This window comes from Clostridium sp. CM038, from assembly GCF_055081105.1.
The window spans coordinates 2,479,626-2,499,749 of the sequence record NZ_CM143651.1 but is presented as its reverse complement, the minus strand read 5'-3'; the positions used below and the strand labels follow the sequence as shown (position 1 = coordinate 2,499,749).

Here is a 20,124-nt window from a genome sequence, read left to right as displayed (position 1 = left end):
CCTTTCCTTCTGAAATGTAGTTAAATCAGCATAAATTTATATTTATGCTTTGTAAATAATATATTATATAATATACTATTATTAAGATGTATTACTATTAATAGTATACCATTAAAGAAAATTATTGAAAAGTCATGGTATGCGGATAGCAAAGAGGAGGAGTTATATGGAAATTATAAAGTTTACAAAAATGCAAGGAACGGGAAATGATTTTATTGTTATTGAAGATTTTGAGGGTAAATATGACAATTTAGAGCAGTTAGCTAGTAAACTTTGTGATAGGCATTTTGGAATAGGTGCTGATGGTATTTTAATGGTTAGAAAAAGTAATATTGCAGATATACAAATGATAATTATTAATGCTGATGGTTCATATGCGTCTATGTGTGGTAATGGCATAAGATGCTTTGCCAAATATATTTGGGAAAAAAAATATGTGCAAGGCGAGAATATAAAAATTGAAACTGGTGATGGTGTAAAGCTCGCAAGTATACGCATTAAAGATGGAGTTGCTGAAAGTGTAATTATAAATATGGGAAAATATAATTTTAACACTAAAAGTATTCCAGCTTTAGAAGAGGGAGAAATAGTTAATAAAAAGTTAGAGATTAACAATAAGGAGTACTATATTACGTCATTGCTTATGGGTGTACCACATACTATTGTTTTTGGGAAACATGAAGATTATAAGGTAGAGGAAGGGAAATTAATTGAGAATTACGGTTTATTTCCTGAAAAAACAAATGTAAACTTTTGTGAAATAGTAGCTAAAAACATGATAAAGGTTAAAACTTGGGAAAGAGGTGCAGGGCCAACTCTCGCCTGTGGCACGGGTAGTTGTGCATCAGTGGTAGCAGCCAATAGATTAGGGTATATAGAGAAAAAAGTATCGGTACAGGTTCCAGGTGGATTACTTAATATAGAGATTGTTAAAGAAGAGGTTCTAATGGAAGGGCCTGCAGAAATTACATTCGACGGAAAATTTTTTCTAAATTAATTTGCATACAACTGTCTATTTACTAATAGCGCAGTTGTTTTTTTATTGTATTTGTTTTTTAAAAAGTGAATATAATTTCCAAAAGTGACAATGATTACAAATATGATGCGCTTTATAAATTTTACACATTAAGGAAAGGTAAAATAACATGAAAAAAAATTTACTAAAGTTATTATTAGACAAAAACCTAATTACCACAGAGAGTTATAAAGAGGTAAAGGAGATTTCACTTAAGAAAAATTGTAGCGAAGAACAAATAATACTGTATGACATAAAGATAGATTTAAATGCTCTTATTTCAATAGTAGAGAATGATTTTAGCATACCATATGTTGATATAGAATCTATTTGTACAAGGAATAAAGCATTTAATCTAGTTTCAAAAGAAATAGCAAAAAGATATTGTTTAATACCTTTTTATGATAAGAACAATGAAGTATATGTGGCTTTTTCAAATCCTTTCGAAATAAAAGTTCTTGATGAACTAAAATTTATAACGAATAAAAAGATTAAAATATTCTTTGCCCGGGCTAGCCAAATCTCGGATGCTATCGAAAATTGTTATGGAAAACAAATTGTCGATGTTGCAGTTGAAGAAATGAAACAAGAATATATGCTAGAAGCCAAGCAAAAAAATGAAGATGGTAATTCAACATTTTCTATTGAAAACGCACCTGTTATAAGGATAACAAAATCCTTACTAAAACAGGCTGTAAATGAAGAAGCTAGTGATATTCATCTGGAGCCTTTTAAGAATTTCACTATAATTCGCATGAGAGTAGATGGCATACTAAATGAAATAAACCAAATTCCTAGTAATGTATATAAATCCTTATGTACAAGGGTAAAAATAATGGCAAATATGGATATAGCCACTAAGTTAATCCCGTTAGATGGCAAGATAACTGAAAATATAGATGGAGTAGACTACGATTTCAGAGTGTCCTCGTTGCCAACAATGTATGGAGAAAAACTAGTTATAAGGGTTTTATACAAAGCGGAAAGATTCATTGATTTGGACTCATTAGGATTTAGCCCCGATAAAGTTATGATCTTAAGGGATACATTAAAACTTTCTCATGGAATGATAGTGGTAGCGGGACCTACAGGAAGCGGGAAATCAACAACATTATATGCGCTACTAAATGAAATCAATAGTAAAAGCAAAAATATTATTACTATAGAGGATCCTATAGAATATAATATGCCTAGAATTAATCAAGTAAATGTAAATAATAAAGCGGGTCTTACTTTCTCAAATGGGCTCAGAAGTGTATTAAGGCAAGATCCAGATGTAATAATGATTGGAGAAATACGAGATGAAGAAACAGCACAAATAGCTGTGAGGGCATCAATAACGGGACATTTAGTTTTATCAACGCTACACACGAATAATGCAAATACTTCAATATCTAGGCTGATAGATATGGGTATTCCATCATATTTGGTTGCAGATTCATTAGTCGTGGTAGTAGCTCAGAGATTAGTAAGAAAATTATGCCCTTATTGTAAAATTGAATATGAGATTACTTATGAGCAATCTAAGCGTTTAGGATTTAAGGGCGGAGAAAAAACATATAGTGCTTTAGGATGTAATAAGTGCAATGAGACTGGATATAAAGGGAGAACTGTGATATATGAATTATTAAAATTAGATAGTAATCATAAATCTATTATAGCAAAAAGTGGAATAAGTGATGAGCTTTGGAAATATTGCAATGAAAAAAAGTCAAGTTCGTTTATGGAGAGTTGTAAAGAGCTAGTGATTAATGGTGTAACCTCAATAGAAGAATTTGTAAATGCTACTTATAGCTACAATTTAAAATAAGGTAGCTGAAAATAATAACAAGTCAAGTATGACAAGTGATAGGTGAAGTATAATATGAGATATAAATACACAGCTAAAACATCAAATGGAACTTTAATAAAGGGCAGTACAGAAAGCGACAGTACTTACGAACTAGCATTAAGCTTACGTGAAAAAGAAATATTTTTAATAAAAAGTAAGCGGATAAAAAAAATAACTAGTATTTCAAGTAAACCTAATTTAAAAATGATATCTATATTTTGCAAGCAATTCTCAATATGTATTAAATCGGGTATACCAATATGTGATATTCTTAATTTGCTTTACGAGCAAATGATTCATAAATCCATAAAAAAGAGTCTTATTAGCATTAGAGAAAATGTACAAAAAGGTAATTCACTATTTGTAAGTATGAAGAAGACTGTAAATGTATACCCTGAGTTTATGTTAAATATGATTTATTTGGGTGAAGAGAGTGGAAAACTGGATATAATTCTAGGGGAATTGTCTAAGTATTATGAAAAAGAGTATAAGCTCTTAAAAAAGTTTACTAATTCTATGATTTATCCCTGCACAGTATTTCTAACATTAATGGTTGTATCATTGTTTTTGATTATAAAGATAATCCCAGTATTTATATCAAACTTAAATTCTCTTGATGCAGAGATTCCACTAATAACTAGGCTTGTTTTAGAATTCAGTAATTTTGTGCGTAGCAATTCATTATGGATTTTAATAACTTTTTTAATTCTTATTTTTGTTTTTATCGAATGTCTTAAAACTGAAAGTGGAAAGGTTATTTTTGACAAATTTAAATTTAGGTGTCCTATAGTAGGTCCGGTGCATAAAAGGATTATTTATACAAGGTTTTCTAGAGGACTTAATATTTTATTAAGCAGTGGAGTGGGGCTACTTAAAGCGTTTGAAATAATTGATGATGTTATTGGTGATAGATATTTTAAGTTAAAGCTTAAAACAGTTTTTAATGATATAAAAAAAGGAGAAAGTTTATCGAATTCATTAGATGCAATGAACCTATTCCCACAATTTTTTGTGGCTATGATAAAAATAGGCGAAGAAACGGGGAATTTAGATGAAATGTTTTTAACAGCTGCAGATATATTCTATGAAGATGCTCAGGAAAATGTAGAGAAAGCCACAGTACTATTAGAGCCAATTCTAATAATATTTTTAGGAATTATGATTGGCACAATTATATTAGCGGTTATGCTACCTATGCTTAATGCTATGGACTCTGCGGGTAAATTTTAATGATGAAAAAGAGTGGATTTACATTAATTGAGACGATAATAGTTATATCGATTATGAGTATAATTGGTGGATGTAGCGCTATTTCTGTTAGGTATTATAAAACAATAAGAAACAAAATAGATGCGGATTATTATTGTAATGCTGTAGTAGGTTTTATTAATAATTCAAAAATGTATTGCAAAGAAAATTCTTGTAGTGCCGTTATAACTTTTGATATACCAGGAAATCAAATGATGTTACATGCTGATGGTGTGCCGATAAACAATCTAGCATTATCAAATAAGATAGTATTAGATAATGTAAATGTGGACCAAAGTAAAATGGGTATAGATAATGAGGGCTATATTAAGGAGGCGTACACAATAACCTTAAAGGAAAATAATTTAGTGAAACATAAAATTACAGTGAGAGTAGGTACGGAATATATTAAAATTATTGAGTAAAAGGGGATTTACATTAGTGGAGGTATTGTGTAGCCTCGCAGTATTCTCCATCATTTTCATTTGCATGATGTCCTATGAAATAGCTTCTTTAAATATAAAAAAGGATATTAAAACTATGAATAATAATGTGATTCTAATGGAAAGTTTAAAAAACAATATTATATACTCTATGACATATGAAGAATTAGAACAGTTAAAAACAGATAAGAAATTTTTTGTAAACAAAGAAAATCTAAGTTTTGATAAGAGTGAAACTGATGTGAGGAATGTGTTTTCAAATCAGCGGCCTGTTTCGAGTCCGTATATGGAATTAACATTTTCAGGTCCAGATAAGAAGGTTTATAAGCTAAATCTTTCATTATACTCTGGAAAGCTAAACAATGTTTCAGAATTACAGTGCAGTTTCTATAAAGGTGACCATAAATGAAGAAAAAGGGATTTACACTTATAGAAATAGTAGTTGTTATGGCATTGGCATTTCTAATGATAGGGGTGGTAGGTAGTTTGCTTATATCTTATGTGAAAAGCTATAAAAGCAGTATATTACAAAACAGGGGGTTTAATTACTTGAATGATGCCATATGTATAATAGAAAAAGGAGTGAATCAGAATGCCAGAGAAGTAGAAACATCTGGAAATATTATTACGATAAATTATTACAAAGGAAGTAGTCCCAAATATATAAAACTGCTTAATGAGAAACTTGTTGTTTCTTCTAACAAAACGAGTAATTTGGGCAATAATACAATTATTGATGATGTGAAAGAATTTGTGGCTATAAAATCCGGGGAAATTCTTTATATTAAAGTGGTTTGGTACAACGGGCAAAGTATTGAGAGGTGTTTAGCGATAGAAAATGCAAACTAAAAAGGGGTTTATATTGATTTATACGATTTTGTTAGGGATTATCTGCTTAACTATCATGATGTATATATTTGATATTCAAATGTCAGAAGTGGAGTATTCTGCAAGTAATAAAAAACATATATTAAAAGAGGATAATTATCAAAGAGACAAAGAATATTTAATGACTTTATTTTTTACTTATATTAATGAAAATAAGGAGAAAATGAAAATAGATGGAACAACTAAGGTTTTTAATGATTCTACAGGCGACATACCAGAGTATAAAATAATAGAGTATGATACAGCTAAGGCGATTTACTCTAAAAAAACAAATGAATTAATTATTAAAACAGTTGACCAATATAGAACAACTAGAAATGATTATTTTAAATTAGAAATTATTGATGAAAAATTTCAGATTATATTTATAGAAACTGAATATATTTATAAAATCTGATTATTTTGTAAATAAAGGAGGTAAAAAATGAAATTTAGAAAAAATATGATTTTAGAAGTTTCAAAGCAAAGAGTATCAGGCATAGAATTTTCTAAAAGATCTATATTAAATAAAGCTGTAAAGATTGCTTGTGAAAATACATATTATAAGGATACGCTAAATATAAAAGATTTCAAAATTGATATAAAAGATAAAAATTTATATGTTCTTGTTGAAGGAGAGACAGTATATATTAAGCTGGTAAAATTGCCTTTAGTTAAAAAATATCTAATTAATGATATGATTAAAAATGAATTAAGATATTATTATAAGGACATAGATCATATTGCATATACCTATAAGTTGATTAAACAAGACAAATTCAATATGGAAATATTAGTTTTTTGCCTAAATGGAAATAGATTAGATATTTTAGAAGACAGCATTAATAATAATATTAATCTGAAAAAAGTAAACTTAATTCAGTTTTGCTTTAAAAACTATTATTCTAACCAAATGAATATGGAAAACTATGTTCTAGTTTTCTATTATAATTCCAATTTGTATTTTTTAATATGTCATAATGATGAAATCGTGGTTAATAATATTATAGGGGTTAAGGACTTACTATTATTTAAATTTTCAAATGTAATGAACAAATTTTTAGAAAAGTACAATGACTATGCAAAACTATGTGAGAAGATATATTATGCAAATATTGAGGAATTGAATATTGATGAATTTAAATATTTAGGATTAAATCATCAAATATTAGGTGAGTTAAATCGAGAAGAATTGCTGAAATATATAGTAATAAGAGGGTAGAAATGTATGGTAAAAAGAACATTCATTCCAAATTGGTACATAGATAAAAAAGATAAAATAAGGAATAAAAAAATAAAAGTATGTATTATAGTAACTTTAATAGCAAACATTTTTTTATTATTTCTTATACTAAATATTTCCAATAAAATAAAAATTATAGAGCAAGAGCAAGTTAAAGAAAATAAAAATAATATTAGTGTGGTAGAAGCTGCTGAGACTGATATAATTACTAGAGAAAAATATAAAGAGTTCAGTGATTTTTTTGGGGAAAACAAGTTTAGTTACAAAAATATTATTATAACTAAAGCTGGTTTGGAAATAGACATTGAAGTTAAGAGTTATGAGGAATATGTTAATGTGATAAGATATATAGAAAATAAGTATTCAATAAAAAATTTAACTCCAAATAATAAAGAGGAAGGGACTTTTAACTTTAAAGTTATATTAGAGGTATAAAAATGTGTAAAACTAGAAAATTCAAGGGAACATTAGCTATATTATTAATGTTAATGGCAATGTTATCTTTTAAACTTATGTTTGTGAAGGATAAATTTATTGCATATAAAAAACAGGTCGTATTTAATGTTACAAAAAACGCAAATGTTACAAAGGACGAAAATGATAATAATGAAGAGAAATATGGATACAGTGATATTTTGGAATGTCTAATAGAAAACAAAGATTTTGAAATGAAATCTATTAATATGATGGAAAATGAGAAATGTAATGTTGAAGTGAATTACAACGGAGATATAAAATTATTGAGAAGTTCTTTATCTGCTTTAAATGAAAGTGAAAATTTTTTAGGGGTTAAGAGTATTAGTATTAATAAAGATACTAATACTACAAATATAAGTATCGACTTTAAAAAGAATAAGTAAGTTATAAACATATCTAATTTTTTTATAAAAAGAATTGGATATGTTTGTTTTTATGAAGCTATATGGACTTAAAATGGTGTTTTTATAAAAAAGATGCAACATTTTCAAATAATATATAATTATATTTGCAAATGTCATTAAGTTTTGATAAAATAACATTGTTCCACTGTAATGTTTTTATCTAGAGTGGTTATAGAAATTGGTATTAATTTATCGAGTAAGGTTATAATATAAATGGTTAATTGAATTACTAATGAATTTTGGAGGGATACACAATGATATCAGCGGGAGACATAAGAAAAGGAACTACATTTGATGAAGGTGGACAAGTTTACACCGTAATAGATTTTTTACATGTAAAACCAGGTAAGGGAGCTGCATTTGTTAGAACTAAATTAAGAAACGTTATTAATCAAGGGGTTACAGAAAAAACATTTAACCCAACTACAAAATTACAAGAAGCAGTTATAGAAAGAAAAGAAATGCAATATTTATATGCATCAGAAGGATTATACTACTTTATGGATCAAGAAACATTTGAACAAATACCACTTAATTATGAAAAAGTAGAAGATGCCATAAAATACTTAAAAGAAAATATGTTTGCTATAATAAAATTTTATAAGGATGATGCTTTTTCAGTAGAAGCTCCAAACTTTGTAGAACTAGTTATAACTAGCACTGAACCTGGAGTTAGAGGCAACACATCTTCAAGTGTAACAAAACCCGCTACTGTGGAAACAGGAGCAATAATTCAAGTTCCAATGTTCGTTAATGAAGGTGAAACTATAAGAATAGACACTAGAAATGGCGACTACATGCTAAGAGTTTAAATTATATATTTAAAAAGAACCAATTTGGTTCTTTTTTTTTGTTCTTTTTTTGAGAGGGAAGACATATATTTTTTTCAGATGACTAAATTAATTTAAATCACATTAAATCATCTCCTGGGTGATGCACAGCTTTGCAAAAGATGAATTGATGAACCTCAGAAGGTGATTTATACTCAAACTTATAGAAGTGGGAGACTTTCCTTCTGGAATGTCATTAAAAAAATTCGATTATATGGAATATTTTACGAGGTGGTAAAATACAAATTATATATGAGAGGGTGAGAAAAATGTTGGCTACAAAAGATTTATTTGAAATATTACCTAAGACTATTAGAAGTAAATTGGAACAGATTGATAATTTGCAGCAACTTGAAGAAATTAGAATAAAAGTAAACAAGCCTCTGTTTATTCACATTGGCAGTAAAGAAGAAATCTGGAATTATATCGCAACTCCAGAAGATATAAAATACATAATGCAGAGGATAAGCAATTACTCAATATATGCTTTTGAAGATGAGATTAGACAAGGATATATAACTATAAAAGGTGGACATAGAGTTGGACTATGTGGGATTTGTGTTATTGAAAACAATAGCATTAAAACTATTAAAGACATTTCATCTATAAACATAAGAGCATGTAAAGAAATTATCGGTTGTGCTGATAAAGTGATGCCTTATATTACTTATAATAATTCAGTGCACAATACAATTATTATATCTCCTCCTAAATGTGGTAAAACGACCCTACTTAGAGATATTTCGAGGCAAATATCAAAGGGGGATAAAAACAAAAACTTTAACGGTAAAAATGTTTCTATAATTGATGAACGATCAGAAATAGCTGGTTCGTTTAAAGGAATACCGCAAATGGACGTGGGAGTGCGTTCGGATGTGTTAGATAATTGTCCGAAGAGCCAAGGAATTATGATGGCAATTAGAAGCATGTCACCTGATGTTATAGTTTGTGATGAAATTGGCACCCAAAATGATATGGAGAGCATTTTAATGGCATTAAATTCTGGAATTAGTTTAATTACAACTATTCATGGTTTTGGAATTGAGGATTTGTATAAAAGATTAGTGTTTAAAGAGATTGTGGAAAATTACGTATTTTCAAGAGCTATAGTTCTTAGTAATAAAAAAGGAATTGGAACAATAGAGTGTATTTACGATTTTACTAAAGGTAAAGATATATGGAGGTCATAATATGATTAAAATAATTGGATGCGCTGTAATATTATGTGCTTCAACTATGGCAGGATTTATATACAGTGAAAGATTAAAGTATAGAGTTTTTCAGTTAAATGAAGTTCAAAGGGCAGTTTATCAACTTCAAAATGAAATAACTTATGTACATGCTCTTTTGCCGGATGCTTTTAAAAATATAGCACATAAAAGTAAAGAGCCTATAAGGGAACTTTTTAATAAAACCAGTGAATTACTATCTGACAATGAATATGAGAATGTATATGAGGCCACGAATAGTGCAATAAACTTAATGAAAAACAGATTATATTTAAACTCTGATGACATAAATGTTATTTTAGATTTAACAAAAACCTTAGGGGAATCTGATATTGAAGGGCAAAATAATATTTTTTCTTTGACTATAGCAAATTTAAAAAAACAAATTAAAATATCAGAAGAGTTTATGAACAAAAATATAAAAATGTACAGATATTTAGGATTTTCTTTTGGAGCGATGCTGGTAATAGTACTAATATAGGGAGGAGGTTTTTAAGTGTTAGATGTTAGTTTGCTGTTCAAAATAGGGGCAACAGGTATTCTGATCATTATTATTGATAAGGTTTTAAAAAGTGGCGGCAAGGAGGACATTGCTGTAGTTGCAAATTTAGCAGGAGTAATACTACTTCTTATAATGGTGATAAATTTAGTAAACAAGCTATTTGATTCTGTAAAAACTTTGTTTCAGTTTTAGGAGGATATAATGGAAATAATTAAAATTGTTGCATTTGCTTTCACAGCATTATTTATCGTACTTATATTTAAAGGTAGAAGGGATGATTTAGCTATTCAAGTTAGCATTGCAGCCGGAATATTAATTTTTTTATTTATGATAAACAAACTTACAATAATAATGGGTTTTTTGCAAACATTAGCAAATAAGGCCAATATTGATGTTGTGTATTTAAACACAGTTTTTAAAATACTTGGCATTGCCTATTTAGCTTCCTTTTGTAGTGAAATTTGCAGGGATGCTGGTGAGAATAGCATTGCAACTAAAGTGGAATTTTCTGGAAAAATACTAATTTTAGTTTTGGCAATTCCTATTTTGATGGCAGTAATGCAATCTATTTTGAAAATAATGTAGAGGTATAGTATGAAAAAAATATTACTAATTTTAATACAGAGGTATAATATGAAAAAAATAATAATAATTTTACTATTTTTAATATGTTTGCCTATTAGTGTACAAGCCACACAACCAGGTAAACTAGGAGAAAAAGAAGAAAAAGAAATAAGCAATTTATATGAGTATATTACTAACATAAAAACAAAATATGAAATATTTAATGATATGGACCCACGAACTTTTGTAGAACAATTTATAAAAACTGGTGAAAATGGTTTTAGTTTTAAAGAAACCTCTAATTACGTTATTAGATTCACATTTAAAGAAGTAGTTGCATCAATGGAGTTAATAGGTAGTCTTATGATTATTGCGGTTATTTGCGCGTTACTTAATAATCTTCAAAGTGCCTTTAATAAAGAGGGTTTATCTAATATCGCTTATTTTGCGTGTTACGGTGTAATGATCGTGATGATAACTAAAAGCTTTTATATAGTAGCAGAACTTGCTAAAAGTACTATTCTTAATATGACAGATTTTATGGCGGCACTTATGCCAGTACTAATGATGCTCCTAGCTAGTGTGGGAGGATTTGCAGAAGCGACCTTACTAGACCCTATAATAATGGGTTTTGCTACTCTAAGTTCTAGAATTTATGTAGATATGATCATTCCTATAATATTTATGAGCTTCGTACTTCAATTTGTTAAGAATATATCCAGTGATTATAAGATAAATAATTTAACAAAGCTTTTTAAGCAAATTGCTATTTGGTCACAAGGAATAGTGATGACAGTATTTATTGCGGTAATTACTTTAAGAAGCATAGCAGCAAAAACAATAGATCAAGTTACTATAAAAACAGCAAAGTTTGCAGTAGATAATTTTATACCTGTAGTTGGAAAATGTTTATCTGATGCGATTTCAACAGTAGCCGGATACTCACTTCTTTTAAAAAATGCTATAAGTGGGTTAGGATTAGTTATTATTATAGTAATTGTTTTATTCCCTATTATAAAACTGTTAATTATGGCTTTTTTATATAAAGTAGCAGCTGCATTAATTGAACCAATAAGTGACAGCCGTACAGTAGATTGTATGAATTCAGTAGGTGATTCTATTCTTCTTTTAATGTCCTGTGTAATATCAGTAAGTGTAATGTTTTTCATAATGGTTGCAATAGTAGCTTCAACTGGCAAAGGCATAATAAGCTAATAATCTAGAAAGTGGTTACTATCCTATATAAATTATTCATAAAGGAGGTGGTGATAATTTGATAGAAGGATTAAAAGTCTGGGTAACAAACATTACCATTGCTATATTTTTTATTACTGCGGTGGAGATGATTTTGCCAGACAATAGCATGAGAAAATATGCTAAATTTGTATTAGGACTGATGTTAATTGTGGTAATTATAAATCCCATAATGAAGATTTTTGATAAGGACTTTGATTTTAATTCTTATTCAAATAAAGCAACAACTTACATGGAGGGTAGTAATACCGAAAAAGATATTAAAAAGTATAAAGATATTAACATACTTAATACAACGGAAAATTTTAAAAAGAATTTAGAGAATGAATGCATTATAAACTTAGAAGAGGAATATCCAGAGAATAAGTATAATGCTGATATAGAGATTGTTTACGATAGTAAAAATCTAATATTTAAGATTAATACGGTTGAAATTGGAATTGTGGAAAAAGGGGTTAAAAAGATAGAAAACATAGAAATTAATACAAAAAGTGTAAATGCATCTAAAAAAAATATTATGCAAGGCGAACAAGGAAACAAAATAAAGAGGCTCCTAAGTAGTAAATTCAAGATATCTGGTGATGCTATTACTGTTTATAAATTAAATTCATAAAACCTATAATTGTTAATCAGTATATAAAAACAAGAAAGGAGGGGGGGATTCTATGAACAATGATAATTTGCTTAGTAAATTTACTGAGTATATTAAAACAGAATTATTAAATAGTGGTCAAGGCAACAATAAAAACAATAAAATCAAAAAATCTGACAAGTTATTGGGAAACTTGGTATTAGTGATTTTAGTGGCAGTTGTAATAATTTTAGCAAGTAGTTTTTTTAAATCTCCAAAGCAAACTTCAGCTGTCCCAGGCGATGCACAAAATGATAAAATTGTTAAGGAAAATAAAGCACTACAATTAAATGATTATGAAGCACAATTAGAAAGCAAACTTAAATCAACACTTGAAGGGATTCAAGGAGTTGGAAAGGTGCAGCTTATGATCTATTTTGAGAGTGGAGAGGAGAGTGTTCCAGCGGTAAATGTTAATGATTCTAAAAGTCTTACACAAGAAAATGATACAACAGGCGGAAAAAGAAACATCACTCAAGAAAATAACGGAAGTGCTGTTGTTATGTCCAATAATGGAAATGAAAATGCACCATTAATTGTGAAAAAAATTAAGCCTATTATTACTGGTGTATGCGTAGTGGCAGAAGGATCTAATGAAAAAGTCACTGAACTTAGAATTAGGCAGGCGGTAATTGATTTATTTAATTTACCTAAAAACAAAGTTAATGTATATCCTATGAATAAGTAGCATATAATTTCAAAGAAAGGTAGATGGGGGGGAATATTATGAATAAAAAACAGTCTGGTATAATTGTTGCGTTGGTAGTACTTATTGTGTTTGCAGGGTATCTTGCGGCAAAGGTGAATGGACCATTATATGTAAATGATGGTGATTTTAGCAGTGAGAAGAGCGCAATATCTCTAAAGGAAAGTAAAAGTAATTCATCCTATTTTGAAGAAGCAAAATTATCAAGAGATCAAGAAAGTGTAAGCACTCTTCAATCGATTAAAGCTTTAATTGATGATACTAATACTCCAAAAGCACAAAAGGCAACTGCGTCTGAGCAATATCTAAACATATCAATGGCTTCACAGAATGAATCAGACATAGAACTTGCACTAAAAGCTCTAGGGTTTGAAGAAGCAATGTGCAGTATAGTAGATGATAAGGTACAAATATTAGTTAAAAGTGATAAAAAACAACTTTCAGAGGAAGAACTTCGCAGCATTAATGATGTTGTAATGAACAAAACAAAATTAGAAAAAATTGAAGTTAAAATCAAACAATAATAATTGTAAATGCTATATTTATCTGATATAATAAATATAGCATTGTCATGTTTTACCTAAGCTAAATAAGGGGGTACTAATATGGAAGATAAAATTTTAAATGAAACAGAAATGGGCACTGTTAAGATATCCGAGGATGTGGTTAGTGTAATAGCAGGACTCGCTGTTGCTGAAATACAGGGAATCGTTGGTATGAGTGCTAGTCTCGTTGGTGGAATAACTCAAATATTAAGCGGAAAGAAGAATTTATCTAAGGGCGTTAAAGTCAATGTAGGAGAAAGTAGTGCAGTAATTGATTTACACGTTGTAGTTGAATATGGTATTAAAATTCCGGAAGTAACTGAAAAAGCACAAATAAATGTGAAAAAATCTGTAGAGCTTATGACAGGCCTTACAGTAACAGCCGTAAATGTGTATGTACAAAATGTTGTATTATCTAAAACAGAAAAGCTAGAGGAAATAGAAGCATAGTAATAAACACCCTCTGTAATCAGAGGGTGTTTATTACTATGCTTGTTATTTTTATATTAAAAGTATAATTTAGGATGAGAAAATTAGGAGGATTACTAATGAATAGAAGAAAGTCAAGAGAAATAGCAATGAAATTACTTTTTGAAATGTCAATAAATAAAGAAAACTATGAGGATATAATTGAAAATTTTAAAGAGAACACAGATGTTGATTTAAATGAAATTGATATGTCGTATATTACCAAGATGCTAGCCGGGATTCATGAAAATAGCAAGGAGATTGATGAAAATATTGAAAAGCACTTAATTAAGTGGAAGTTGGCTAGATTATCAAAAATGAATCTAGCTATCTTAAGAGTAGGTGCATATGAAATATTATTCGAGGAAGAAATACCAGGTAAGGTTTCTGTAAATGAGGCAATAGAACTTGCTAAGAAATATGGGGAAGATAGTTCCCCAGCTTTTATAAATGGTATCTTAGCGAAGATGATTTAAAAAAGGCAAGATAATTAAATAACAATAAAATAACTAGGGCATCTTTGACTAGTTATTTTTTTTGATAAAAGAGGAATTTTGAAAGCGTGTTAGAACTGTATTATAATAACTAGTATTTAAAAAACACATAACAAGGAGAGGATAATATGGGAATTAAAGTTAATGGAAAGGTGATAGTTGAAAAGTACAGAGATGAAATTAAATCAGTTATAAAAGGCGGTATTAGTAAGGGACTTAGGGTGCCATCAATTAAAACCATATTAGTAGGTGACGATGGAGGTAGCACGTCATATGTAAAAAGTCAGAATAACCTCTGCAATAAATTAGGTATATCTTATACTTGTATTCACTTGGATAAAGACGTTGATCAAAAAGATATTGTAGATATTATAGAAAAATTGAATGAAGATAATACTGTGGATGGTGTAATCATTCAATTGCCTTTACCGAAAAAGTTTAATGAGAAGGAAATCACTTCTAAAATTTCATATAAAAAGGATATTGATGGATTAAGTGATGTAAATATGGGCAGATTTTATAAGGGAGAGAAAAGTTTTATTCCTTGCACTGCTTTAGGAGTCATTGAAATGATTAAAAGTACTGGATGCGTTATTAAAGGGAAACATGCTGTTGTTATTGGTAGAAGTAATATTGTTGGAAAACCAGGAGCACAATTGCTACTTAATGAAGATGCAACAGTAACAATATGTCATTCTAAAACAACAAACTTAAAGGAAGTTTGCAAAACAGCAGATATAATAGTTGCCGCAATAGGTAAACCAGGTTTTGTAACAAGTGATTTTATTAAAGAAGGAGCAGTTGTTATAGATGTTGGGACAACAATGGTGAATAATAAAGTAACTGGGGATGTATCTTTTGATGATGTTATTAATCATGCAAGTTATGTTACACCAGTACCAGGTGGAACGGGACTAATGACTACGACAATGCTTATAAAAAATGCTTGCATGGCATGGAGGGATAATGTTTATTAAAGTATTAACAGTAACTGATCTTAATGGATATATTAAGAAAATAATAGACAGTGACTTTATATTAAAAAACTCAAATGTTAAAGGCGAACTATCTAATGTAAAATTGCATTCTAGCGGGCACATATATTTTTCATTAAAAGATGCATTTGGAAAGATAAATTGTGTAATGTTTAAATCGCAGGCTTTTAAACTTAAAATTGCACCTAGAGATGGCATGAATGTTATCATCAGTGGTAGGGTTTCTGTTTATGAAAAAGAGGGGTCTTATCAGCTTTATTGTGACTCCATGGAGCAGGATGGAGAAGGCCAGTTATATTTGACTTTTCAAAATCTAAAAGAGAAATTAGAGAAAAAAGGATTATTTGATAAAGAACACAAGAAAAGTATACCTTCATTTCCTACTAGAATAGGAATAATTACATCCCCAACAGGAGCTGCAGTTAAAGATATTATTAATGTTGCAACAAGACGTAACTTAAAGGTTAACATGCTTATATACCCAACAATTGTTCAAGGTGTAAATGCTAGCGAGAGTGTTGCGCAAGGTGTAAAATATTTTAATGAACTAAAAAATGTTGATTTAATCATTATTGCAAGAGGAGGAGGCTCAATTGAGGAGTTATGGGCATTCAATGAAGAAAATTTAGCAGTCACTATCTATAATTCTAAAATACCTATAATTACTGGAATTGGTCACGAAACGGATTTTACTATAGCGGATTTCGCATGCGACCTTAGGGCGCCGACTCCATCGTCCGCAGCAGAAATTGCTGTGAGAAATTTAAAAGAGTTAAATAATGAAATTAAATCACTTAGAGAACTCTTACTAAAATCTGTGGAATTTAAGGTTAACAAAGAATATAATAAAGTTAATTTATTAAATAAAACTTTGAAAATAAATAGTCCTTTAAATTTTATAGTTAATCAATACATCCATATAGATAATTTAAAAGAAAATCTAAGTTACAGGTTTAATGCGAAAATTTCACTAGAAAAGCAGAAACTTTCCAAGTGCAATGCTCTTTTGCATGCTCATAACCCCTTAAATGTATTGAATAAGGGATATGCGGTACTTCAAAACAATGAAAATGAAGTTATTAGTGAAATTAGTGATTTGAAAAATATAAAAGAGGTGAAAATTACATTAAAGGACGGTAGTGGTAGATTTAATGTAAGAAATTTGGAGGAGTTCTAATGGCAAAGAAAAAAGAATCTTACGAAAATATGATGGTTCGTCTTGAAGAAATTGTAGACCTGATGAATGGGAATGAAGTTACGTTAGAACAAACTATGATTAATTATGAAGAAGGTATAAAAATCTGCAACAGTTTATACAAAATTTTAAATGATACAGAAGGTAAAATAAAGATATTAACAGCTGAAGGTGAAAGGGATTTTATGACTCTTGCGGAGGTCGTTAAAGATTAGATTACACTATATTATTTTTACAACCTATCATGAAAAGAAGGGATATAATGAATATAAAATTGCTAAAAGATGTAGTAGAACACTGGATAAATGATTATTTTGATAATAAACCAGAAATTGACAATAGAAATTTCGAATCGATGATTTATAGTATAAAAGTCGGTGGGAAAAGAGTCAGACCGATTTTAATGATTCTTACATACAATATGTACAAGGAAGATTATAGAGATATTTTACCTTTTGCAGCGGCCCTTGAAATGATTCATACATATTCCCTTATTCATGACGATCTGCCCAGTATGGATAACGATGATTTGCGCAGAGGGAAGCCTACAAATCACAAAATTTATGGAGAGGCAATTGCAATACTTGCAGGAGATGGATTATTAAATGAAGCTATGATTATAATGCTAAATCAATGTTTAGATGGAAGTTTAAATAAAATTAAGGCAAGTGCCTTCATAGCAAAAGCTTCTGGAGCTCAGGGGATGATAGCTGGACAAATCTGTGATATTTTAAGTGAAGGCATCGCAATATCAGAGGAAGAACTTCTGTATATGCATAGAAATAAAACTGGAGAACTAATTAAAGTAGCAATAATATGTGGTGCTATCTTAGGCAATGCCAGTGAAGAAGAGTTAAGTGAATTAAAAGAGTATGGTGACAAATTAGGTTTGGCATTTCAAATTAAGGATGATATATTAGATGTAATTGGAGATGTTAGTGTTTTAGGTAAAAATGTAAAAAGCGACGAGTGTAATAATAAAACTACTTTTATAACCATGTATGGTTTGGAAAAATGTAAGGAAAAGTGTAATGATTTAAGCGAAGAGTGTTTTGAGATATTAAAAAATCTTAAGGTGAATACAAAGTATTTAGAAGAAATGACGGAATTTTTATTAAAAAGGGAATATTGAAAATTTACTAATATTCTTTGATTAATGAACTACACCTTAAATGTCATTAAATTGTATTTTAAGTCGAAACAGCTTTTGAATTAAATATTATTATATGATATAATATCTCCATAAATGTGGGTATGATAATATAATTAATAAAAGAGGATAGATGTATATGAGTAAAATTTTAGATGATTTTAATGACATAAATTCAGTGAAAAAAATGTCTATACAAGAGTTGAATGTTTTTGCAGGAGAAATTAGAAGTTTTCTAATTGAAAAAGTATCTAAAACTGGAGGACATTTAGCTTCTAATTTAGGTGTAGTAGAATTAACATTAAGTTTATACAATGTTTTTAATTTGGATAAAGACAAATTAATATGGGATGTGGGTCACCAATCTTATGTACATAAAATTCTTACAGGAAGAAAAGATAAATTTGATGCACTTAGAAATTTCGGTGGATTAAGTGGTTTTCCTAAAAAAGAAGAAAGCAAATATGATATATTTGAATCAGGACATAGTAGTACTTCTATTTCTGCAGGGCTGGGCATTGCAAGGGCTAGAGATTTACAAAAGGAAGATTATAACGTTATTTCGGTAATAGGTGATGGTGCACTTACAGGAGGTATGTCTTTTGAGGCATTAAATGATATAGGCTTTAGGAAAACTAAAATGATTATTGTGCTTAATGATAATCAAATGTCTATTTCTAAAAATGTTGGAGGCATGTCTAAGTACCTAAGCCAATTTAGAATTGACCCAACTTATAATAGAATAAAAAAAGAAATAAATTCTACGCTTAGAAAAATTCCTAGCGTAGGAGACGGTATGGTTAGTTCAATTCAAAAGATTAAAAATGGAATTAAGCAGGTTATTGTGCCAGGGATGCTCTTTGAGCATATGGGTATTAAATATTTAGGACCTATAGATGGACATGATATTAAAGAGGTAAGCAAGGTATTGAAGCTAGCTAAAGAAATAGACGGACCAGTGATTATTCATGTTATAACTAAAAAGGGCAAGGGTTATAAATTTGCTGAAAACCAGCCACGTAAATACCATAGCGTAGGTCCATTTAACCCCTTAATTGGAGAGCTATGTGGTAGTTCTAAGAAAAGTTACTCTGATGGATTTGGGGAGCAGATTGTAAGCCTTGCAAAGGAGAACAAAAATATAGTGGCAATAACAGCTGCCATGCCTGAGGGTACTGGCCTAGAAATGTTTTCAAAACAGTTTCCTAATAGATTTTTTGATGTAGGAATTGCGGAGCAACATGCAGTTACTATGGCAGCAGGAATGGCATCGCAAGGTTTAAAACCTATTTTTGCGGTTTACTCAACTTTTCTTCAGAGAGCTTATGACCAAATTGTACATGATGTATGCATTCAAAAGTTACCTGTTATTTTTGCTATAGATAGAGCGGGCATTGTTGGAGCCGATGGAGAAACACATCAAGGAGTATTTGATTTATCATATTTATCTCATATTCCCAATATGACAATTATGGCTCCAAAATGTATAAGTGAATTGAAGACTATGTTAACTTTTGCAGTTAAACAAGATTACCCAATTGCTATAAGATACCCAAGGGGTGGGGATAATTGCAATGTTAAAATGTCTCCTATTGAAAACTTTAAGAGGGGGAAATGGGAAACCCTTTTAGGCGGTGGAAAAATAGCCTTTATAGCTACAGGTAAAATGGTTCAAAATGCTATATTGGTTAGAGAAAAATTAAACAATATGGGAATAGAAGCTACTGTAATTAATGCGTGTTTTATTAAACCTATTGATAAAGAACTACTTTTAGAGCTAGTAAATAAAAAATATTCTTTAGTAACTATAGAGGATAATCTTGTGCATGGGGGATTAGGTTCTTTAGTACTAGAATATGTGAATTCACTTACGACAAAAACAAGGGTCATTAATTTAGGATTTAAAGATGAGTTTATTCCTCACGGAACAGTTGACATACTGTATAAATTACATAAACTAGATGTAGATGGGATTTTTGAAAGTATTTTAGGGTTAGTTTAAATAATGCACTTTAGTGGAGTCTTAAGGAGTT

Annotated in this window: 26 protein-coding genes; all 26 read left to right on the top strand. The window is 29.5% G+C overall.

Annotated features, from left to right (window positions below):
• Window positions 1–175: 175 nt before the first annotated feature.
• The 26 genes from dapF to dxs all read left to right on the top strand — a co-directional run bounded on the left by dapF (window position 176) and on the right by dxs (window position 20,093).
• On the top strand, window positions 176–997 hold the full coding sequence (gene dapF / locus ACWJKS_RS11615; protein WP_220286024.1) for a diaminopimelate epimerase: 822 nt from the start codon (window positions 176–178) through the stop codon (window positions 995–997).
• Between the two features lie 148 nt (window positions 998–1,145).
• On the top strand, window positions 1,146–2,825 hold the full coding sequence (locus ACWJKS_RS11610) for a GspE/PulE family protein (protein ID WP_216302491.1): 1,680 nt from the start codon (window positions 1,146–1,148) through the stop codon (window positions 2,823–2,825).
• Window positions 2,826–2,879: 54 nt separating this feature from the next.
• Entirely contained in the window at window positions 2,880–4,076 is a 1,197-nt protein-coding gene (locus ACWJKS_RS11605; RefSeq protein ID WP_462959614.1) for a type II secretion system F family protein, read from the top strand.
• Window positions 4,076–4,519, top strand: a complete 444-nt coding sequence (locus ACWJKS_RS11600) for a prepilin-type N-terminal cleavage/methylation domain-containing protein (protein ID WP_216302493.1) — start codon at window positions 4,076–4,078, stop codon at window positions 4,517–4,519. Before ACWJKS_RS11605 ends, ACWJKS_RS11600 begins: the two co-directional genes overlap by 1 nt.
• The gene (locus tag ACWJKS_RS11595) at window positions 4,512–4,946 is read left to right on the top strand and encodes a type IV pilus modification PilV family protein (protein ID WP_462959613.1); all 435 of its coding nucleotides are present in this window, start codon (window positions 4,512–4,514) and stop codon (window positions 4,944–4,946) included. Before ACWJKS_RS11600 ends, ACWJKS_RS11595 begins: the two co-directional genes overlap by 8 nt.
• Window positions 4,943–5,386 (top strand): type II secretion system protein, encoded by a 444-nt coding sequence (locus ACWJKS_RS11590; RefSeq protein ID WP_216302495.1) that lies wholly within the window; start codon window positions 4,943–4,945, stop codon window positions 5,384–5,386. Before ACWJKS_RS11595 ends, ACWJKS_RS11590 begins: the two co-directional genes overlap by 4 nt.
• Before the next feature lie 13 nt (window positions 5,387–5,399).
• Window positions 5,400–5,822, top strand: a complete 423-nt coding sequence (locus ACWJKS_RS11585) for a hypothetical protein (RefSeq protein WP_462959612.1) — start codon at window positions 5,400–5,402, stop codon at window positions 5,820–5,822.
• Window positions 5,823–5,849: 27 nt separating this feature from the next.
• Window positions 5,850–6,626, top strand: a complete 777-nt coding sequence (locus tag ACWJKS_RS11580) for a hypothetical protein (RefSeq protein WP_220285925.1) — start codon at window positions 5,850–5,852, stop codon at window positions 6,624–6,626.
• Window positions 6,627–6,632: 6 nt separating this feature from the next.
• Window positions 6,633–7,082, top strand: a complete 450-nt coding sequence (locus ACWJKS_RS11575) for a hypothetical protein (protein ID WP_462959611.1) — start codon at window positions 6,633–6,635, stop codon at window positions 7,080–7,082.
• A 2-nt stretch (window positions 7,083–7,084) separates the two neighbouring features.
• Window positions 7,085–7,507: a hypothetical protein gene (locus ACWJKS_RS11570; protein ID WP_220319494.1), complete on the top strand. Its 423-nt coding sequence runs from the start codon at window positions 7,085–7,087 to the stop codon at window positions 7,505–7,507.
• 275 nt (window positions 7,508–7,782) lie between these two features.
• Window positions 7,783–8,340, top strand: coding sequence for an elongation factor P (gene efp, locus ACWJKS_RS11565; protein ID WP_165412085.1), 558 nt, complete (start codon window positions 7,783–7,785; stop codon window positions 8,338–8,340).
• A 290-nt stretch (window positions 8,341–8,630) separates the two neighbouring features.
• Window positions 8,631–9,548 (top strand): stage III sporulation protein AA, encoded by a 918-nt coding sequence (gene spoIIIAA, locus ACWJKS_RS11560; protein WP_216302556.1) that lies wholly within the window; start codon window positions 8,631–8,633, stop codon window positions 9,546–9,548.
• Window position 9,549: 1 nt separating this feature from the next.
• A complete protein-coding gene (gene spoIIIAB / locus ACWJKS_RS11555; protein ID WP_462959610.1) occupies window positions 9,550–10,068 on the top strand; it encodes a stage III sporulation protein SpoIIIAB in 519 nt (172 codons plus the stop codon).
• Window positions 10,069–10,083: 15 nt separating this feature from the next.
• A complete protein-coding gene (gene spoIIIAC / locus ACWJKS_RS11550) occupies window positions 10,084–10,281 on the top strand; it encodes a stage III sporulation protein AC (RefSeq protein WP_216302501.1) in 198 nt (65 codons plus the stop codon).
• A gap of 9 nt (window positions 10,282–10,290) precedes the next feature.
• Complete coding sequence (gene spoIIIAD, locus ACWJKS_RS11545; protein ID WP_165412082.1) at window positions 10,291–10,674, top strand: stage III sporulation protein AD; 384 nt, start codon at window positions 10,291–10,293, stop codon at window positions 10,672–10,674.
• A gap of 48 nt (window positions 10,675–10,722) precedes the next feature.
• Complete coding sequence (spoIIIAE, locus tag ACWJKS_RS11540) at window positions 10,723–11,868, top strand: stage III sporulation protein AE (protein ID WP_462959609.1); 1,146 nt, start codon at window positions 10,723–10,725, stop codon at window positions 11,866–11,868.
• A 58-nt stretch (window positions 11,869–11,926) separates the two neighbouring features.
• Window positions 11,927–12,520 (top strand): stage III sporulation protein AF, encoded by a 594-nt coding sequence (gene spoIIIAF / locus ACWJKS_RS11535; protein WP_216302504.1) that lies wholly within the window; start codon window positions 11,927–11,929, stop codon window positions 12,518–12,520.
• Window positions 12,521–12,572: 52 nt separating this feature from the next.
• Window positions 12,573–13,226, top strand: a complete 654-nt coding sequence (gene spoIIIAG, locus ACWJKS_RS11530; RefSeq protein WP_462959608.1) for a stage III sporulation protein AG — start codon at window positions 12,573–12,575, stop codon at window positions 13,224–13,226.
• Window positions 13,227–13,264: 38 nt separating this feature from the next.
• A complete protein-coding gene (locus tag ACWJKS_RS11525; protein WP_216302506.1) occupies window positions 13,265–13,768 on the top strand; it encodes a SpoIIIAH-like family protein in 504 nt (167 codons plus the stop codon).
• 81 nt (window positions 13,769–13,849) lie between these two features.
• Window positions 13,850–14,239 carry an Asp23/Gls24 family envelope stress response protein gene (locus ACWJKS_RS11520; protein WP_165412078.1) on the top strand — a complete coding sequence of 130 codons (390 nt, stop codon included), beginning with the start codon at window positions 13,850–13,852 and terminating at the stop codon, window positions 14,237–14,239.
• A 98-nt stretch (window positions 14,240–14,337) separates the two neighbouring features.
• Entirely contained in the window at window positions 14,338–14,733 is a 396-nt protein-coding gene (nusB, locus tag ACWJKS_RS11515; RefSeq protein ID WP_216302507.1) for a transcription antitermination factor NusB, read from the top strand.
• Window positions 14,734–14,879: 146 nt separating this feature from the next.
• Window positions 14,880–15,728, top strand: a complete 849-nt coding sequence (locus ACWJKS_RS11510) for a bifunctional 5,10-methylenetetrahydrofolate dehydrogenase/5,10-methenyltetrahydrofolate cyclohydrolase (RefSeq protein WP_216302508.1) — start codon at window positions 14,880–14,882, stop codon at window positions 15,726–15,728.
• Window positions 15,718–16,923, top strand: a complete 1,206-nt coding sequence (xseA, locus tag ACWJKS_RS11505; RefSeq protein ID WP_220285923.1) for an exodeoxyribonuclease VII large subunit — start codon at window positions 15,718–15,720, stop codon at window positions 16,921–16,923. Before ACWJKS_RS11510 ends, xseA begins: the two co-directional genes overlap by 11 nt.
• A complete protein-coding gene (locus tag ACWJKS_RS11500) occupies window positions 16,923–17,156 on the top strand; it encodes an exodeoxyribonuclease VII small subunit (RefSeq protein WP_165412074.1) in 234 nt (77 codons plus the stop codon). The genes xseA and ACWJKS_RS11500 overlap by 1 nt, the downstream gene beginning before the upstream one ends.
• A 44-nt stretch (window positions 17,157–17,200) precedes the next feature.
• Window positions 17,201–18,073 (top strand): polyprenyl synthetase family protein, encoded by an 873-nt coding sequence (locus ACWJKS_RS11495; protein WP_216302557.1) that lies wholly within the window; start codon window positions 17,201–17,203, stop codon window positions 18,071–18,073.
• A gap of 157 nt (window positions 18,074–18,230) precedes the next feature.
• Window positions 18,231–20,093 (top strand): 1-deoxy-D-xylulose-5-phosphate synthase, encoded by a 1,863-nt coding sequence (gene dxs, locus ACWJKS_RS11490; protein ID WP_462959607.1) that lies wholly within the window; start codon window positions 18,231–18,233, stop codon window positions 20,091–20,093.
• Window positions 20,094–20,124 lie beyond the last annotated feature (31 nt).

Bases quoted from the DNA above. Each gene is read 5' to 3' on its own strand.
- spoIIIAD (WP_165412082.1), top strand. From the start codon at position 10,291: ATGGAAATAATTAAAATTGTTGCATTTGCTTTCACAGCATTATTTATC.
- ACWJKS_RS11500 (WP_165412074.1), top strand. From the start codon at position 16,923: ATGGCAAAGAAAAAAGAATCTTACGAAAATATGATGGTTCGTCTTGAA.
- ACWJKS_RS11570 (WP_220319494.1), top strand. From the start codon at position 7,085: ATGTGTAAAACTAGAAAATTCAAGGGAACATTAGCTATATTATTAATG.
- ACWJKS_RS11580 (WP_220285925.1), top strand. From the start codon at position 5,850: ATGAAATTTAGAAAAAATATGATTTTAGAAGTTTCAAAGCAAAGAGTA.
- efp (WP_165412085.1), top strand. From the start codon at position 7,783: ATGATATCAGCGGGAGACATAAGAAAAGGAACTACATTTGATGAAGGT.
- ACWJKS_RS11575 (WP_462959611.1), top strand. From the start codon at position 6,633: ATGGTAAAAAGAACATTCATTCCAAATTGGTACATAGATAAAAAAGAT.
- ACWJKS_RS11600 (WP_216302493.1), top strand. From the start codon at position 4,076: ATGATGAAAAAGAGTGGATTTACATTAATTGAGACGATAATAGTTATA.
- dxs (WP_462959607.1), top strand. From the start codon at position 18,231: ATGAGTAAAATTTTAGATGATTTTAATGACATAAATTCAGTGAAAAAA.
- spoIIIAB (WP_462959610.1), top strand. From the start codon at position 9,550: ATGATTAAAATAATTGGATGCGCTGTAATATTATGTGCTTCAACTATG.
- spoIIIAE (WP_462959609.1), top strand. From the start codon at position 10,723: ATGAAAAAAATAATAATAATTTTACTATTTTTAATATGTTTGCCTATT.
- ACWJKS_RS11520 (WP_165412078.1), top strand. From the start codon at position 13,850: ATGGAAGATAAAATTTTAAATGAAACAGAAATGGGCACTGTTAAGATA.
- ACWJKS_RS11590 (WP_216302495.1), top strand. From the start codon at position 4,943: ATGAAGAAAAAGGGATTTACACTTATAGAAATAGTAGTTGTTATGGCA.
- nusB (WP_216302507.1), top strand. From the start codon at position 14,338: ATGAATAGAAGAAAGTCAAGAGAAATAGCAATGAAATTACTTTTTGAA.
- xseA (WP_220285923.1), top strand. From the start codon at position 15,718: ATGTTTATTAAAGTATTAACAGTAACTGATCTTAATGGATATATTAAG.
- spoIIIAG (WP_462959608.1), top strand. From the start codon at position 12,573: ATGAACAATGATAATTTGCTTAGTAAATTTACTGAGTATATTAAAACA.
- ACWJKS_RS11525 (WP_216302506.1), top strand. From the start codon at position 13,265: ATGAATAAAAAACAGTCTGGTATAATTGTTGCGTTGGTAGTACTTATT.
- ACWJKS_RS11510 (WP_216302508.1), top strand. From the start codon at position 14,880: ATGGGAATTAAAGTTAATGGAAAGGTGATAGTTGAAAAGTACAGAGAT.
- ACWJKS_RS11605 (WP_462959614.1), top strand. From the start codon at position 2,880: ATGAGATATAAATACACAGCTAAAACATCAAATGGAACTTTAATAAAG.
- ACWJKS_RS11610 (WP_216302491.1), top strand. From the start codon at position 1,146: ATGAAAAAAAATTTACTAAAGTTATTATTAGACAAAAACCTAATTACC.